This is a genomic window from Microcoleus sp. MOSTC5, from assembly GCF_036701825.1.
GTDB classification, from domain to species: Bacteria; Cyanobacteriota; Cyanobacteriia; order Cyanobacteriales; family Microcoleaceae; genus Microcoleus; species Microcoleus asticus.
In genome coordinates, this window is the sequence record NZ_JAUBRK010000100.1 from 1 (window position 1) to 15,144 (window position 15,144).

The window sequence follows — 15,144 nt, forward strand, 5'->3', positions numbered from 1 at the left end:
AAATGGGGCATGGTGGCATGATAGGAAAGCATCAGCACTTCATTCTACTCCTCTATCATTACATATTTAGCACTACCAACTTCAGTAAGTACGAAAAGTAAATATTTAACAATCTTTCATCTATAGGTGGACAGCTAATGCAGCTACCAACTAAACCATCGATCGCCTTCTGAGAATCAAAGCAAATACTTATACTTCTGACTGTCTGTAAAGATACGGCTTCATCAGCGAAAAGGCTGATCAGTGGATGCAAAGCATTTTCTGTTGAATTTTCAACCGATTTTAATAACTCAAAGTTCCACTGTTTATAAGGAATGCGTTCGAGTGAGTAGCCAAGAGAGCGAATGAAATCGCAAAGCTGATTCCAAGGAATGGGGTGAGGGTTAACTAAATGGAAAGCTTTCCCGACCAATTCTTTTTGTTTGGATAAATGAACGATCGCTTGGCTAACATAATCCACAGGAGTCATGTCCACCATGATGTCTAAATCAGGTGTTTTTCCCATTTGAATGCAGCCTTTAAGCATTCTGCGGAGCAGATCGGCAGTATTGCAAATACCCGTTTGGCTGTCTCCTGAGATAAATCCCGGTCTATAAATATAAACGGGTAGCCCTCTAGAATAGGCAGTCATAACTAATTTTTCAGCTACCCATTTACTTTGATCGTAACCTTCACAAAGACTTTCACTATCAGGTAGTTCGTCTTGTTCTCGAACTACTGTATTTTGCTCGTAAGTATCCGAAGAAAATACGCCAATGGTAGAAACGAAATGCACTGGTTTTACTTTGATAATGCAGGCTAATCTCAAAACTTCCTGCGTACTGAGAACGTTTACCGCTTTTAATGCAGAGTATGGATAAACCAGATTTGTTGATGCACCATTGTGATAAATTACATCTAATTTGCTTGCCAGTGCGCGAAATTCATGTGATGTAAGTCCTAAAAATGGTTGAGATAAATCTCCTAAAACTGGGATGATGCGGTTGCTGATAGGTTGGTTATAAAGTAAATAGCGTTCTAGACTTTTTTGGATTTTTTCGATGCCTTGTTCGAGGTTGGATGCTCTTACCAGGCAATAAATATTTGCCTGCGTTTTCTTTAGTAACTCATTAAGTAAGTGAGTACCGAGAAATCCAGTTGCTCCTGTTAATAAGATATGGGATGGTTCTTTATCCCATTCAAAATTAATATTTTCAGGAGAGATGGTAGGATCTAAGATTGCTTCCGCATTTAGATCGATACTTTCTTTTTTCGCTGATGTAGTAGTGTAATCTGTCTGACTAGCAAGAGCGATCGCATCCGCAGTTCCTGCAATGGTCGGCACTTCTAAGAATTGTCGCAGCGATACTTCTACCTGAAAAGCATCTCTCACTTTAAACATTAGGTGAGTAACTTTTAAAGAATGCCCGCCCAAATCGAAAAAGCGATCGTAAATGCCAACTCGATCGATACCGAGAATCTTTTTCCAGATTTCAGCTAACTTTTCTTCTACAGGAGTACGAGGCGCAATGAATGCTGTTTCTAGTTCTTCTCGATTTCCTTCTGGCGCTGGTAAGATTCGCCGATTTACTTTTCCAGAAGGAGTTAAAGGCAGTGCTTCTAAAAATACAAAAGCATTAGGAATCATGTATTCAGGCAACTTTTCTTGCAAAAAGTGCCGCAGTTCGTTGGCAGAAGATGCTAACTCTTTGGAGGCAACTACATAAGCAACTAAACGCTTGTCGCCTGGTATATCTTCCCTAACAATAACAACAGCTTCTGCTACGTTTGGGTGTTGTGCCAAAGCAGTTTCGATCTCTCCTAACTCAATCCGAAATCCGCGAATTTTTACTTGATCGTCAATTCGACCCATATACTCGATGTTACCATCTGGTAAATAGCGTGCTCGATCGCCAGTTTTGTACAGTTTTGAGTTTTGAGTTTTGAGTTTTGAGTTTTCTTTTAATTCAGAACTCAAAACTAATAACTCATCACTATTTAAGAATGGGTTTTCAATAAACCGTTGGGATGTTAAATCTGGTCGGTTGATATAACCATTGGCTAAACTAACACCGCCGATGTAAATTTCTCCGGGAATACCAATTGGTACTGGTTGTAATTGTGAATCGAGGATGTGGATTTTGGCGTTGGCAATAGGACGACCGATCGAGGGCAATTTAGGCCAATTTTTAGGTGAACCCGTGAGAGTAAATGCCGTTACAACATGACTTTCAGAAGGGCCATATTGATTGTGCAAAGTGCAATCTTTTAGCTGACTAAACCAATTGACGATCGCTCTACTAATTTGCAACTGTTCGCCAGCAGTAATAATTTCTCGCAAACTATTAGGTACGGTTCCTTGCTCTTCAGCAACCTCAGCTAGATGCTGAAGGGCAATAAAAGGAAGAAATAAACGTTCGATCGCTTCATCTTGGAGAAGTTGCAATAAAGCTACTGCATCTTTCCGAATCATGTCTGAAATTAACACCAAAGTGCCGCCAGAAAACCAACTGGTAAAACACTCCTGAAAAGAAACATCGAAACTGATGGGGGCAAATTGGAGAGTTTTAGTAGCAGGAAAAGCAAAATTTTGTAATTGCCAATCGATCAGATTCACCAGGGGACTGTGACTCATTGCCACCCCTTTAGGTTTGCCTGTAGAACCTGATGTATAGATAACGTAAGCTAAATGATCGGGTAATACGGCTGTGGTGGGGTTATCTTGCGGGCGTTGGGCGATCGATTTCCAGCCCCGATCTAAACAAATCGCTGGTATCCCATACTCTAACAGTGGCGGCAATAAACTTGCCTGAGTTAGCACTACTGGAACTCCGGCATTTTCCAGCATATAAGCTATCCGTTCTTGCGGATAAGCCGGGTCGAGAGGTAAGTAAGCTGCACCTGCTTTTAGGATGCCCAAAAGTCCGATCGCCATTTCCAGCGATCGTTCTACGCAGATACCAACTACCGTATCTGGTACAACTCCTAGTAATCGTAAATGATGCGCTAATTGATTCGCCTTTTGATTCAACTCCCGATAAGTAAGTTGCTGCCCTTCAAACATAACTGCTACAGCATCGGGATTTCGTTCTACTCGCTCTTCAAATAACTGGTGAATGCACTTATTTTGAGAATAATTTGTCTCATTAGCATTCCAATTTATTAACTGTTGACGCTCAGCAATTGTTAACAAATTCAATTTCGAGATAGAACGATCGGGATCGGCAACAATACTTTCTAGCAAACTGATAAAATGTCCAACCATCCGGGAAATAGTAATGCCATCGAATAAGTCCGTATCGTATTCAAAACGACCGAGAATTCCTTCCGGTGTTTCTTCTAATTGAAGAAACAAATCACATTTTGACGTACCGATATGAAGGTCCATCTGGTTGACTTGCCAATCCTTAGAATCCAAGGTAGCAGTTGGTGGTTCCAAAATAAACAACACTTGAAATAATGGATTCTGACCCAGCTTTCTTTCTGGTTGAAGTTCTTCCACTACCTTCTCGAATGGCAACTCTTGGTTAACATAAGCTCCTAAAGCTACTTCTCTTTCTCTAGAAAGTAACTGTCTGAAACTGGGAAAACCAGAAAGGTCAGTACGCAGGATCAGCGTATTGAGGAAGTACCCAATTAATCCTTCAATTTCCGGTCGGTTTCGCCCACCAGTAACAGTGGCGACGGGAATATCTTCTTGTCCCGAATAGCGGTAGAGCAAAATTTTGAATACCGCCATTAATGTCATAAATAAAGTGACATTTTCCTGAAGAGAAAAAGCTTTCAAAGCCTCAGTTAAACTCTTGGAAAGTGCCAGAGTTTGCATTGCACCTCGAAACCTTTGAACTGGCGGTCTTGGACGATCGGTGGGCAAATGTAGCGGGGTCAAATCTGCTAATTGCTGTTTCCAGTAAGCTAGCTGTAGCTTCAGTAATTCTACTTGTAGTTGTTGCCGCTGCCAGTAGGCAAAGTCGGCATACTGAACGGTTAATTCTGGCAGAGATGAGGGTTGGCAATCGCAAATAGCTTCGTAGAGTGTCACCAGTTCGGGAAATAGCACGCTGTATAGAGAAACAGCATCTAAAATAATGTGATGTACGGTTATATATAGTCTGTAATCCGTCTCGCTGAGTTGAATTAGCGTAGCTCGTAGCAACAAATCAGAGGTAAGATTAAAAGGTTGCCGTGCCTTTTCTTTTACCAACCGCAAAGCTTCCGTTTCGCGATCGCTTTCTGACGCTATTTCTTGAAAATTAATTAATGGCAGAGGTAAATAGCAACTTGGCTGAACGATCCGAATTGGTTGCCCATCGAAAACAGAAAAGTTGGTTCGCAGAATTTCGTGGCGATCGATAATTTGGTTGAAACTTTGTTCTAAAGCTAATCGATCGATCGAACTCGGTAAGTAAATTGTAAAGTGTTCGTTATAAAAAGGATTACCCGGTTCCACTTGTGCCAACAACCACATCTGTTGCTCGCCAAAAGAGAGAGGCAAATTCTGGTAGCGGTCAATCACTTTGATTGGAGAAAGTGGCAACCTTGAGTTTGTTTGAAGTTCTGTTTCTATTTGCTGGGCTAATTCGGCTATTGTGGGTGCTTCAAACAAAGAACGCAGAGACAATTCTATTTCAAGCGTATTTCGGATGCGAGAGATAACTTGACCAGCTAGTAACGAGTGTCCTCCGCATTCCCAAAAGTTGTCATGAATTCCAACTCGATCTAAACCTAAAATTTCCGCCCAAATTCTTGCTAGCACTTCTTCAACCGGAGTACGAGGAGGAACAAAAGGCATTAACTCAAGCTCTGGTTCCTGTTCCAAAACATCTAAGTTATAGACAATATTGCTTACAGTTTCAATATTGCTATTTGACAGTTCATTTGTGATTTGTCTCGGTGAAGGTAGCGCTTGACGATCCAGTTTGCCGTTGGGAGTTAGCGGCAATTCTTTCAGGACAACAAAGTTAGAAGGCACCATATATTCGGGCAACTTCTGTTTTAAGAAGTTACGGAGGGTACGGGTAACGCTGCGTTGTAAAACTTTCAAAAGTTTCTGTTTTTCTAGGAGATAATCTAAGCTTTGTTGGATTATAATTTGCTGTGTTGGCGTTAGCTCGAACTGAATCCCAGTTTGCTGTTCTTCTTGCCATACTACTTTACCTTCTACCCACAAAAATTGAGAATTTTCTGGTAGCTGTAGGTGCAAGCGGACGCGACTACCTCGCTCTAAAATTTCTGTCATTCCTACTAAGCTAATACCACCTATTGAAATGTCCTCGGTGGTTACTTCTATAGTACGATTACCATCAAATCCAACCAAGCAAGGACTTTGATAAGGTATCCGTTCCGGGATGAGATTAGAGACGATGTAGGCGACTAAACGCTTGTCACCCGGTACGTCTTCCCGTGCGATCGCAACGGCTTCCCGCACGTCAGGATGTTGTCGCAGTGATGCTTCAATTTCTGCTAATTCTATTCGGAATCCGCGAATTTTTACTTGATGATCGATCCGCCCTACAAATTCAATATTACCGTCTGGTAAGTAACGAGCCAAATCACCAGTTTTGTATAGGCGCGAACCTAGTTCATTGCTAAATGGGTTGACAATGAATTTTTCAGCAGTCAAATTAGGACGGTTTAAGTACCCTCTGGCTAAACCAATACCACCGATATAAATTTCGGCTGTTTCTCCTGGTGAAACTGTCTGTATTTGCTCGTTTAGCAAATAAACTTCTGTGTTTTGAACGGGTTTACCGATCGGGGTATTTCTCTTGTTAGTTGTTTCGCGATCGACAGAATACAAAGTGGCACAAATCGTAGCTTCTGTAGGCCCGTAACCGTTTATAATTTGCAAGCCAGGAATTTTTTTACTAATTGACGCTAAAAGCTGTTCGTAAATCGGTTCTACTCCTACGAGTAATCTTTTTAGACAAAATTCGTTTGGTGCTTTTTGGACGCGATGGAAAAAAGCATTTAACATAAAATGTGGAATATAAGCGCTACAAATCCTCTCGAAATACAGCCATTCAATAAATATCTTGGCATCAGCACGTATGTGCTCTGGAACTATATGTAAAGCTCCTCCAGTTAATAAAGCCGAAAAGATTTCATAAACCGAAACATCAAAACTTAAGCTAGTCCATAAACTACAGGCATCTCCTACAGAGAGTGGCTGGCGGCGATCGAAATCTGCCAATAGATTAATCACACCGAGATGGTTGCAACAAACTCCTTTCGGCTTTCCTGTAGAACCAGATGTGTAAAGTACGTAGGCCAGGTTTTCAGTATTTACTTCCGTATCAGGGTTTTCCTCACTCTCGCAACTAATTGTTTCCCAGTCGGTGTCGAGACAGATAACGCGGCTTTGATGTTTGGGGATAGACTCGACTAAGGATGCTTGAGTCAGCAGCAATAATACTTGGCTATCTTCTAGCATGAAGGCTAAGCGCTCTTGAGGATATGTTGGGTCGAGTGGCACATAAGCACCACCAGCTTTAAGAATTGCTAGAATAGCCACTACTATTTGTAGCGATCGCTCTAAACAAATACCTACTAACACCTCTGGTTTGACACCGCAATTCTGAAGATAGCGTGCTAGCTGGTTAGCTCGATAATTCAGATCTCGGTAAGTTAATTGTTGTCCTTCAAAAACCACCGCCACCGCATCCGGTGTACACTCCACTTGAAATTCAAACAACTGATCAATAGCTCCACCTTTCAAACAATCGAACATTTGATGTTTCCTCTAAGTTATTATGGTAAGTGGCAATTTTTGAGCGATTCGATTACTTAGAAGCTTTACTCTCAAGCTCAAATAAAAGCCTTTGCGTTTAGCAAAGAAGGTTGACAGGTTCCAGCTGTGTTTTAAGCTTAATTTTCAGTCCGCTTATTTGCTGCTTAATGGATTCTAACTTATAGTTCCCTATAAGCTGGAAAAAATAAAAAATTTAGTAGAAGTAAAAAAAATATTTATAATTTTCGGTTTAACCCAATAAAATCTATCTTATGGGACTTGACTTTTGGCTATTTTTAGGTTTTACGGGAATATCGATAATGAACTCTGCACCTTGACCTGGTGCTGAAATGCACTGCACTTGTCCGCCATGTTTTTCAACCACAATTTGATAACTAATAGACAACCCCAAACCCGTTCCAGAACCAACGGGTTTGGTTGTGAAGAATGGGTCAAATAGTTTAGTAAGCACTTCTTCTGTTACGCCAGTTCCATTGTCAGCAATGCGTATTCTTATCCAATCGCAATTTATTACTTCAGTCACGATAATAATCGTGCTAGATTTTCCCTTAATTTGTGTTTGTGGCCGATGGCGATCTTCTAACGCATCGATCGCATTAGTAAGAATGTTCATAAATACTTGATTTAATTGACCTGGGTAACACTCTACTAATGGCAGTTTTGCATACTTTTTAATTACCTGAATTGCTGAACGATCAGCCTTTTTATTCAAACGGTTTTGCAAAATTAGCAGCGTACTTTCAATACCCTCATGTATATCTACTGATTTCATATCTGCTTCATCTAAACGGGAAAAATTTCTGAGTGACAAAACGATTTCGCCAATACGGGTTGCTCCCAGTTGCATTGAAGAAAATATTTTAGGTAAATCTTCCAGTAAGTATTCAAAATCGATTTCTTCGATATAATCTTGAATTTCCGGTTTAGGACTATGATTGCTGTGTTGGTAGAGATCAATTAAATGTAATAATTGTTCGCTATATTCCTTAGCGTGGTTTAAATTACCATAAATAAAGTTGACTGGATTATTTATTTCGTGAGCAACACCAGCAACTAATTGTCCCAAACTAGACATTTTTTCAGTTTGGATAAGTTGTGCTTGAGCTTGTCTTAGTTCATCCAAAGCTTTTTGTAATTTAATTGCTTGGCCTTTTAATTTATCATTTTTTTCGCTTAGTTCAAATGTGCGTTCTTCCACCTTTTCTTCTAGCGTGCGGCTGTATTCTTCTAAATTTTTATAAAGCAAAGCATTTTCTAAAGAAATAACTATTTGTGTAGAAAGAATTTTAACGATTTCTAAACGAGCCGATGTAAATGCACCAACAGTTAAATTATTCTCCAAATAAATTATGCCAATAAGTTTATTTTGATTAATAACTGGAACACATAAAATGGACTTAACTTTAGCTTTAATGATATAGGAATCTTTGATAAATATTCCCTCTTGTGCGGCATTATTTAAAACAATATTCTCTTTAGTTCTGGCTACGTAATTTATTAAAGAAACAGGTAAATTTTGGCTATTATCTATAGATGTCGATGACCACAAAGTTATTTTTTCTTGTTCTACAGTACCAGTCGCTTTGAGCGTTAAAATACCATCGGTTTCTAAAACAAGGCAGCTAGTTTGAGCGCCAGCATTTTCCATTAAAACTTTTAGTAATTTATCCAAAAACTTATCAAGTACAATTTCGCCAGCAAGAGCTTGCGATGCTTTGATAATAGTTGCTAAGTCTAAAACATTGGCTTTAGTTCCTAAGCTGGCAGAACTTGTCGTAACAGTTAGTTCTCGACTAGAAGTTTCGTTAGACGTTAAAGATAGTAATTGCGGGTATCGTAATTCCAAATCTTTAACTTTTGCTATTGCTCCCCAACGAACATAACAATAGTATGAATCTACTAAATATGTTTGAGCTATTTTTTCTCTTCCAAGACTGCGGTAAAATTCTGATGCTCTTTCATTTGCTATTGCTTCTTCGTGAATATAACCTTGTTTCTTTGCTCCTAGAATTGCCCGATCGTAATATTCCATTCCTGGTAATATATGCCCTAAAAACTTAGCTTTTTCTGCTTCGATTAAATAATATTTATGTTCGTAATTTCTAGGAGAACATAACGACCATTTTTTTAAGTTAATTTGGTTTAATTCTACTTGTTGTAGGTGAATTTCTCGCTCGGCTTCTTCTAAAAATGAACATCGTGCAAGTAAAATCATAGAATAGTAAAAATTTTGTTCTCCTGTATGTATTACACCAGCTAGATAACCAGAATATCGCTCCGCTAGCTTTGCATAACTAACTGCTTCTGCGTAGTTTTGAAGTAAATATAAAAATATTGATTTGGAAAAATAAGTAGAAAAAAGTAAAGCACCATTGTTTGATTCAGTAAAAATAGGTAGCATTGCTTCTTCATCAAACAAATTACCGATTGCTCTACATTCATTTTCGTTTTTATTTAATAACTTCAAAACTAACTGTCGCCAAATTATAATAGCCAAGCTAAAGTAATTTTGTTTTAAATTAATTAAAAGATTCGTATAAATAGTTTGTTTATCACATACATCATTTAGATACTCGCCTACAAAAAAAGGATAAACTGAAGTATAAGTAGCCGCGTAACTAGCATACTCTAAATCGCCACTCTCTAAACCATATTGAACGGTTTCTTGTAAAGGCTCTATGGTTTCTCTAGCATGGCTTACCCAATGTTTGATATGACCGTAGAATAATTCATATACTTTAGCTTTAACTTCTTTAGCATTGAGTTTTTTTACTAAATTTATTCCTAGTTGACCGAACTGATACCCAATTTCAATATTATCTATTGAAGTACAAAGGATCAGTCCATAAAAAGTATAGGCGAAAGCAGATAGTGATGAATTTCCATGTCTAATGCAAATATTGACCATCGTAAACACGATCGGCGGTAAAAGTGCTGGATTCATTACATAAGCAGGTGTTATCGCTTTAACTAATATTCGCATGGCTGCAAGTTTATCAGGGTCAGCCATTTCTGGTAGATTGCTTAAATTACCAATATCTAATTCTTCAGGCAATTTTTCAACTAAAGGTTCTCCTAGCATTTCCAGCACTAACAACGATGTGTCAAGGGCTGCTTGCATCTGATTGAGAGAAATATAAAATTGAATTTTTATTTCGTATGTTTTGACTTTTTCTAAAAACGAAGTAGCTTTTTTTAAAACAATATCACCAAGCGAAGTTGAACTTTCAAAATTGCCATTTAAATATTCTATTTCTACTGCTTCTATATACAGAGAAAAAGTTAATTTATAATTACTATGCCAGCTATCTTCCGCAAGTAATTTTAGCCCGAAATTTAAGTATCTCTGCGCGAGTTCATAAGCTGCTGCTGCCTTTGCTTTCCGCGCAGATAACAGATTTAATTCAGCTAGATCTTGTTTGATTTTTTCACTGGTAATTAACTCTATAGCGATATTTAAGTGATTGACAATATCAAAAACTTTATCTTCTATTTCTGTTGTTTTAGTATTCTTTAGCAATAGTTGACCAACTTTTAAATGAATTTCTTTTTTTTGTTCTGCTGGAATCAAAAAATAAGCGGCTTGTTGAACGCGATCGTGCAAAAATTTATACTCAATATGAGGTAAACTACTTTGGTTTTCGATTTTTTCAACTAATGATGATGACGTATTTAAATCATCAGTCAAAGGAATTTTATAAGCACCGCTTAAAGGAAAAATAAAATCTTCTTGAAGTGCTTGCCAAAGCTCGTTTGCTGTAGATGATAAAGATTTTTCATTGACAATTGCTAAATCGTTTAATGTAAATGTATTACCAATACAGGCTGCCACTTTTAAAGCACTTTGCGTATAATTAGGTAGTTTTTGAATTTTGTTAACCATTAATTCAACAACATTATCCGTAATTTTAACTTCTTTAATTTTTTGAATATCCCACTGCCAACTACCAGCGTTTAGATCGAATGAAAGTAGGTTTTCTTGGTAGAAACTTTTAATTATTTGAGTTACAAAAAATGGATTTCCAGCGGTTTTATTAAAGACTATTTTTGCTAGAGAAAAGGCTGTTTCTAATTCGCAGTGAAGCGTGTCTGCAATTAATTGATTAACTTGAACAGTATTTAAAGGTTGTATATCGATCTGATTTACCTTAACTCCAGCTTTTTTAATTTCATCCAAAAGAAACATTAATGGATGAGTCTCGTTAACTTCGTTATCTCGATAGGCTCCAATTAACAAAAAGTATTGACTATCTAATGACATCATTAGTAGCTGGAGTAATTTTAATGAAGCAGAATCAACCCACTGTAAATCATCTATGAAAAGAACTAGAGGATGTTTTTGAGTGGTAAAAACACCCAAAAACTTTTGGAATACTAAATAAAATCGATTTTGTGATTCTCCAGGTTCTAATTGAGGAACAGGTGGTTGCAGCCCAATAATTAATTCCAACTCAGGAATGACGTCAATAATAACTCTACCATTTGTACCCAAAGCTTTTAATAATTTTTTTTGCCAAATTTCGACTTTTTCTTTACTTTCAGTTAATAGCTGTCGTATCAAGTGCTGAAAAGCTTGAATCATTGCAGCATAAGGAATACCGCGTTTAAATTGATCGCATTTTCCCGAAGTAAAATAACCCTTTCGCCGCACAATTTGTCGATCTATTTCACTAATCAAGGCTGTCTTGCCGATTCCTGAGTAACCGGAAACAAGTATCATCTCACTCTTACCTTGACGGGTTCTTTCAAAAGCAGCGTTTAGGGTAGCAATTTCTCCATCGCGACCGTAAAGCTTTTGGGGTATTTGAAATTTAGCAAAAACATCATGCTGACCGACAATGAAATCTTTAATTCTTCCATTGGTTTGTAGTTGAGTTAAACACGCTTCCAAATCTGCCTTAATTCCATAAGCACTTTGATATCTATCCTCAGCAGTTTTGGCTAATAATTTCATCACGATATCAGATACTAATTTCGGGATAGTTGGATCTAGTTCGTGCGGTAAAGCGGGTATTTTGGCAATATGACTGTGAACGAGTTCCATCGCATCTGTAGTTTGAAATGGCAACTGTCTAGTCAGCATTTCATAAAATGTGACACCCAAAGAATAAAAGTCAGTACGATAATCAATCGCCCGATTCATCCTACCCGTTTGCTCTGGGGACATATAGGCCAAAGTTCCTTCTAATAGATCGGGATTGGTGACCAGATATTTTTCTTGCGTAAGAAGTGATGCAATTGAAAAATCTGCGATCTTTACTTTAAATGTTCGATCATTAATAATGATGTTATCTGGCTTGATATCTTTGTGTATAATATTTAGTTTATGTATTTCTTCTAAAGCTTTAGTTAATTCAATTGATATTTGCAAAAATACAAATAAATCTATACATTTACCAGACTGAATAAGTTTTTTCAGTGAATTTCCACCAAAATCTTCTAAAACTATAGCTATATAATTGTTAGATTTTTCTAGGCTATAAGCTTTGATAATGCCTTCTGAATCTAAGTCTTTCATCAATTCATACTGATGTTTAAATACATAAATGTCTTGAGTGGAAGGATATGCCTTTTTAAGAACTTTAATAATAACAGGTTGACGATCTCGAATTCTCCGCGCTTTATAAACCAGAGTTATTAAACTATCGTGAATTTTTTCTAAGTATTCATAACCTGCAATAATAAACATGGCTTTTTCCTGGTTGTTAGCAGAAAGTTTATAATTTTTATAATCGTAATTGATTTATCTTAGTTTTGCCTCAGTAATTTTACGGTTTCGCTCCTACAACTTAAATATAATTTAACGTGAGTTCGATGGAGTGCGATCGCTTGGTTGACATAGTGGATGGGTGGACGATCGCTTCATTGACGGGCTCTGCGAGAGTGGGCGATCGCTTCATTTGTGCTGGCATCAAATCTCAAATATTGAGGAAATTAATAATAAGTTAAAACTGTTAAAATGTAGTGGATTAGAGTTTAGAAATTTTAAAACTTTGAAATCATATCTTTGCTTTTTTGGCATTTTCCTAAAGATATAGCACTTCTTCAATTGGATAATAGTTCTTAACGAGCCACTTTGCTCTCCAACACTCAGCCAGAAGAAGCTGGATTTTTCTGGCTTTGTACCATTCCTCTATCTGAGCTGGTGTCTAAGCTTGCTTTAGGAGGTCATCGCTGCGCAAGCTGGCTATACGTTGGGCAATTTGCTCGCCTATTTCAGGGTTTTTTCGATTCATTAGGTAACTGGGAGTAAAGTGGGAAAAACAGGACAAAAGTAGCTCCGGTCGTTTACTGCCCAATTGTAATCCCTAATTTCAGAGCCGGATTATTTGCCCGCCGCTGCGCTACGTGAGTATAAATAGAGGTCGTCCTGGGGTCTTTATGCCCCAACAAGTCCTGCACTTGCCGCAGTTTTGCCCCAGCTCGCAGCGCCAGCGTTCCCGCCGTATGTCTCAAACTGTGGGTCGAGATCGTGCGCCCCGGCGTGTGTTTCAGCCCTGCTTCCTTTAAATACAAAGGAAACTATAGCACCTAGCTGGTATCGCTTGCTCTCTGTGTAACAGAGGAATAAAAAGGTTCCTAGCATAACAAAAAAGTAAATACAAAAAAACCAACTAATTACTTTGCCGATCGTTCTCATATTACAACCTTTCCTGACTCTAATGATGCTTGCTATGTAACGAAATGATTAACAAACATTCATAGCTCGCCATGCCTGTTGCAATCAAGTCTCCACCAGTTTCGTAGACAGCCCCGCAATCCGCCACCGGGAGTCACCCCGACAATGTAGGCATCAATCTCAACGCTACCCACTTGGTAAACCTGCAACTGCGAGAAGGTTCTGCTTTAGAATCCTGACCAAGTTCTGAAAGCGCTGCACCGTTTCCCGTTCCTCCCCGTCGTGCCAGTCTTCTTGTGCGGTGGCGATTGCAAAGAACTCGTCAATCGTCCGCAGTTCTACGGGAGCATCGGGCGGATGGTTCGTCAGTTGCAGCAGCTTCGCCGGGGTTAGCTCTCCTTGTGTCTGCCAGCTAATGACCTCGAAAGGAGCGTCGGATTCGCGCTCGGAAGAGCAAGCCGTTTGATGCTTGTTTGAGTTGGGTGGCGATCGAGTCTGTCATAGTGGCGGTGGTTCATCAGCTTTACTGTGATTGTACAGTTGGTGTTGGCTGAAACTAAGGACTTTTTGACCGATTCGGATATTCAAGGGCGACTTGATAGTGGTAATCATTCGCCTTATCACCCTATTCTCCAGACTTTAGTCCGATAGAAATATGGTGACCACAACTGAAAGCTTTTTTACGTCAGTTCTCGCCAACCACTACTAATATGATTGATATTTTAATTGCTACTGTGATTGATTTGGTTAATACTAAGGAATGAAAATTTAATAACACAAGCAAGGTATAATAAACAAATGAGTGAATATCAATGTACTTGACATTTCATTTTTATGTCAAAAGTTATCCTTATTCGATGTTCAGCTTGTTTCTTTTGCTAATAATTGCTGGGTTGGTTTCAGTCATTTTCTTCAGGTAAATTTATGTATTACTCCTCTGAAATTACTGCTCAGATGCGGAAACTTTATCAATCTTTGTCCGAAAAAGATCGACGAAGATATGCAGCAATAGAAGCCCAAAAACTTGGAGATGGTGGAATTAGTTACATATCCCGAGTTTTGGCAGCAGACAGAAATACAATATCCAAAGGCATTAAGGAATTAAAAAGTGAATCAGACACTACTTTTAATCAACACAGAATTCGCCGACGTGGAGGAGGAAGAAAAACTAGCGAGTCTCTCATACCTGGTTTGAATGAAACTTTTTTAGAAGTCTTAAAAATTTATACAGCAGGCAGCCCAATGGATGAGAAAATTAAATGGACTAACCTCACTCAACAAGAAATAGTTGAAGGTCTGAAAGTTCGTGGTATAACAGTCAGCGTAACGGTTGTTCAAAAAATATTAAAAAAGCACGGATATGTAAAACGTCAAGCTCAAAAAAAACAAACAACAGGAAAAACAAAGAATCGTAACGAACAATTTAAAAATTTTGCCAAAATTACTGAAGAGTATGAGTTACAGGGAAATCCTATCCGACCGTATGGATACAAAAAAAAAGGAATTTATTGGAAATTTATATCGCTCAGGAACTCTGTATACTACCGAAATCGTTACCACACTAGACCATGATTCTTTCAGTTTGGCTGATGGAAAAATAGTGCCTCATGGAATTTATGATGTGCAAAATAACCGAGGATATCTAACCGTAGGTATTAGTAAAGATACGAGTGAATTTGCTTGTGAAGCGATTAAATCATGGTGGACAAATTACGGGCTCTCTACCCTCAAGCCCATTCAATTTTGATTAAATGTGATGGAGGTGGTAGTAATAATTCCAATCATTATATCTTTA

The 15,144-nt window shown here is 38.3% G+C and carries 7 protein-coding genes and 1 pseudogene; 2 read left to right on the forward strand and 6 right to left on the reverse strand.

Features of this window, described 5'->3' with window-relative positions; all coding sequences use genetic code 11:
• Window positions 1-58 precede the first annotated feature (58 nt).
• The 6 genes and pseudogenes from QUA54_RS31960 to QUA54_RS34670 all read right to left on the reverse strand — a co-directional run.
• On the reverse strand, window positions 59-6,709 hold the full coding sequence (locus QUA54_RS31960) for an amino acid adenylation domain-containing protein (RefSeq protein WP_333418790.1): 6,651 nt from the start codon (window positions 6,707-6,709) through the stop codon (window positions 59-61).
• 265 nt (window positions 6,710-6,974) lie between these two features.
• Window positions 6,975-12,419: an AAA family ATPase gene (locus tag QUA54_RS31965; RefSeq protein WP_333418792.1), complete on the reverse strand. Its 5,445-nt coding sequence runs from the start codon at window positions 12,417-12,419 to the stop codon at window positions 6,975-6,977.
• A gap of 100 nt (window positions 12,420-12,519) precedes the next feature.
• Complete coding sequence (locus QUA54_RS31970; protein ID WP_281363572.1) at window positions 12,520-12,642, reverse strand: hypothetical protein; 123 nt, start codon at window positions 12,640-12,642, stop codon at window positions 12,520-12,522.
• A 376-nt stretch (window positions 12,643-13,018) separates the two neighbouring features.
• Window positions 13,019-13,246 carry a tyrosine-type recombinase/integrase gene (locus tag QUA54_RS31975; RefSeq protein WP_333418795.1) on the reverse strand — a complete coding sequence of 76 codons (228 nt, stop codon included), beginning with the start codon at window positions 13,244-13,246 and terminating at the stop codon, window positions 13,019-13,021.
• Between the two features lie 183 nt (window positions 13,247-13,429).
• Window positions 13,430-13,558 (reverse strand): nuclease A inhibitor family protein, encoded by a 129-nt coding sequence (locus QUA54_RS34665; RefSeq protein ID WP_445301610.1) that lies wholly within the window; start codon window positions 13,556-13,558, stop codon window positions 13,430-13,432.
• Window positions 13,536-13,778: pseudogene (locus QUA54_RS34670) on the reverse strand (nuclease A inhibitor family protein); the annotation flags it as partial. The pseudogene QUA54_RS34670 and the gene QUA54_RS34665, both read right to left, overlap by 23 nt.
• A 495-nt stretch (window positions 13,779-14,273) precedes the next feature.
• On the opposite strand from QUA54_RS34670, the gene QUA54_RS31980 reads away from it, so the two are divergent.
• On the forward strand, window positions 14,274-14,921 hold the full coding sequence (locus QUA54_RS31980; protein WP_333418797.1) for an ISAzo13-like element transposase-related protein: 648 nt from the start codon (window positions 14,274-14,276) through the stop codon (window positions 14,919-14,921).
• Window positions 14,833-15,096 carry an ISAzo13-like element transposase-related protein gene (locus tag QUA54_RS31985; protein ID WP_333418799.1) on the forward strand — a complete coding sequence of 88 codons (264 nt, stop codon included), beginning with the start codon at window positions 14,833-14,835 and terminating at the stop codon, window positions 15,094-15,096. Before QUA54_RS31980 ends, QUA54_RS31985 begins: the two co-directional genes overlap by 89 nt.
• Window positions 15,097-15,144: the final 48 nt, after the last annotated feature.

Excerpts from the sequence above, each read along its gene's own strand:
- QUA54_RS31960 (WP_333418790.1), bottom strand. The coding sequence starts at position 6,709 with ATGTTCGATTGTTTGAAAGGTGGAGCTATTGATCAGTTGTTTGAATTT.
- QUA54_RS31965 (WP_333418792.1), bottom strand. The coding sequence starts at position 12,419 with ATGTTTATTATTGCAGGTTATGAATACTTAGAAAAAATTCACGATAGT.
- QUA54_RS31970 (WP_281363572.1), bottom strand. The coding sequence starts at position 12,642 with ATGCCAGCACAAATGAAGCGATCGCCCACTCTCGCAGAGCCCGTCAAT.
- QUA54_RS31980 (WP_333418797.1), top strand. The coding sequence starts at position 14,274 with ATGTATTACTCCTCTGAAATTACTGCTCAGATGCGGAAACTTTATCAA.
- QUA54_RS31985 (WP_333418799.1), top strand. The coding sequence starts at position 14,833 with ATGGATACAAAAAAAAAGGAATTTATTGGAAATTTATATCGCTCAGGA.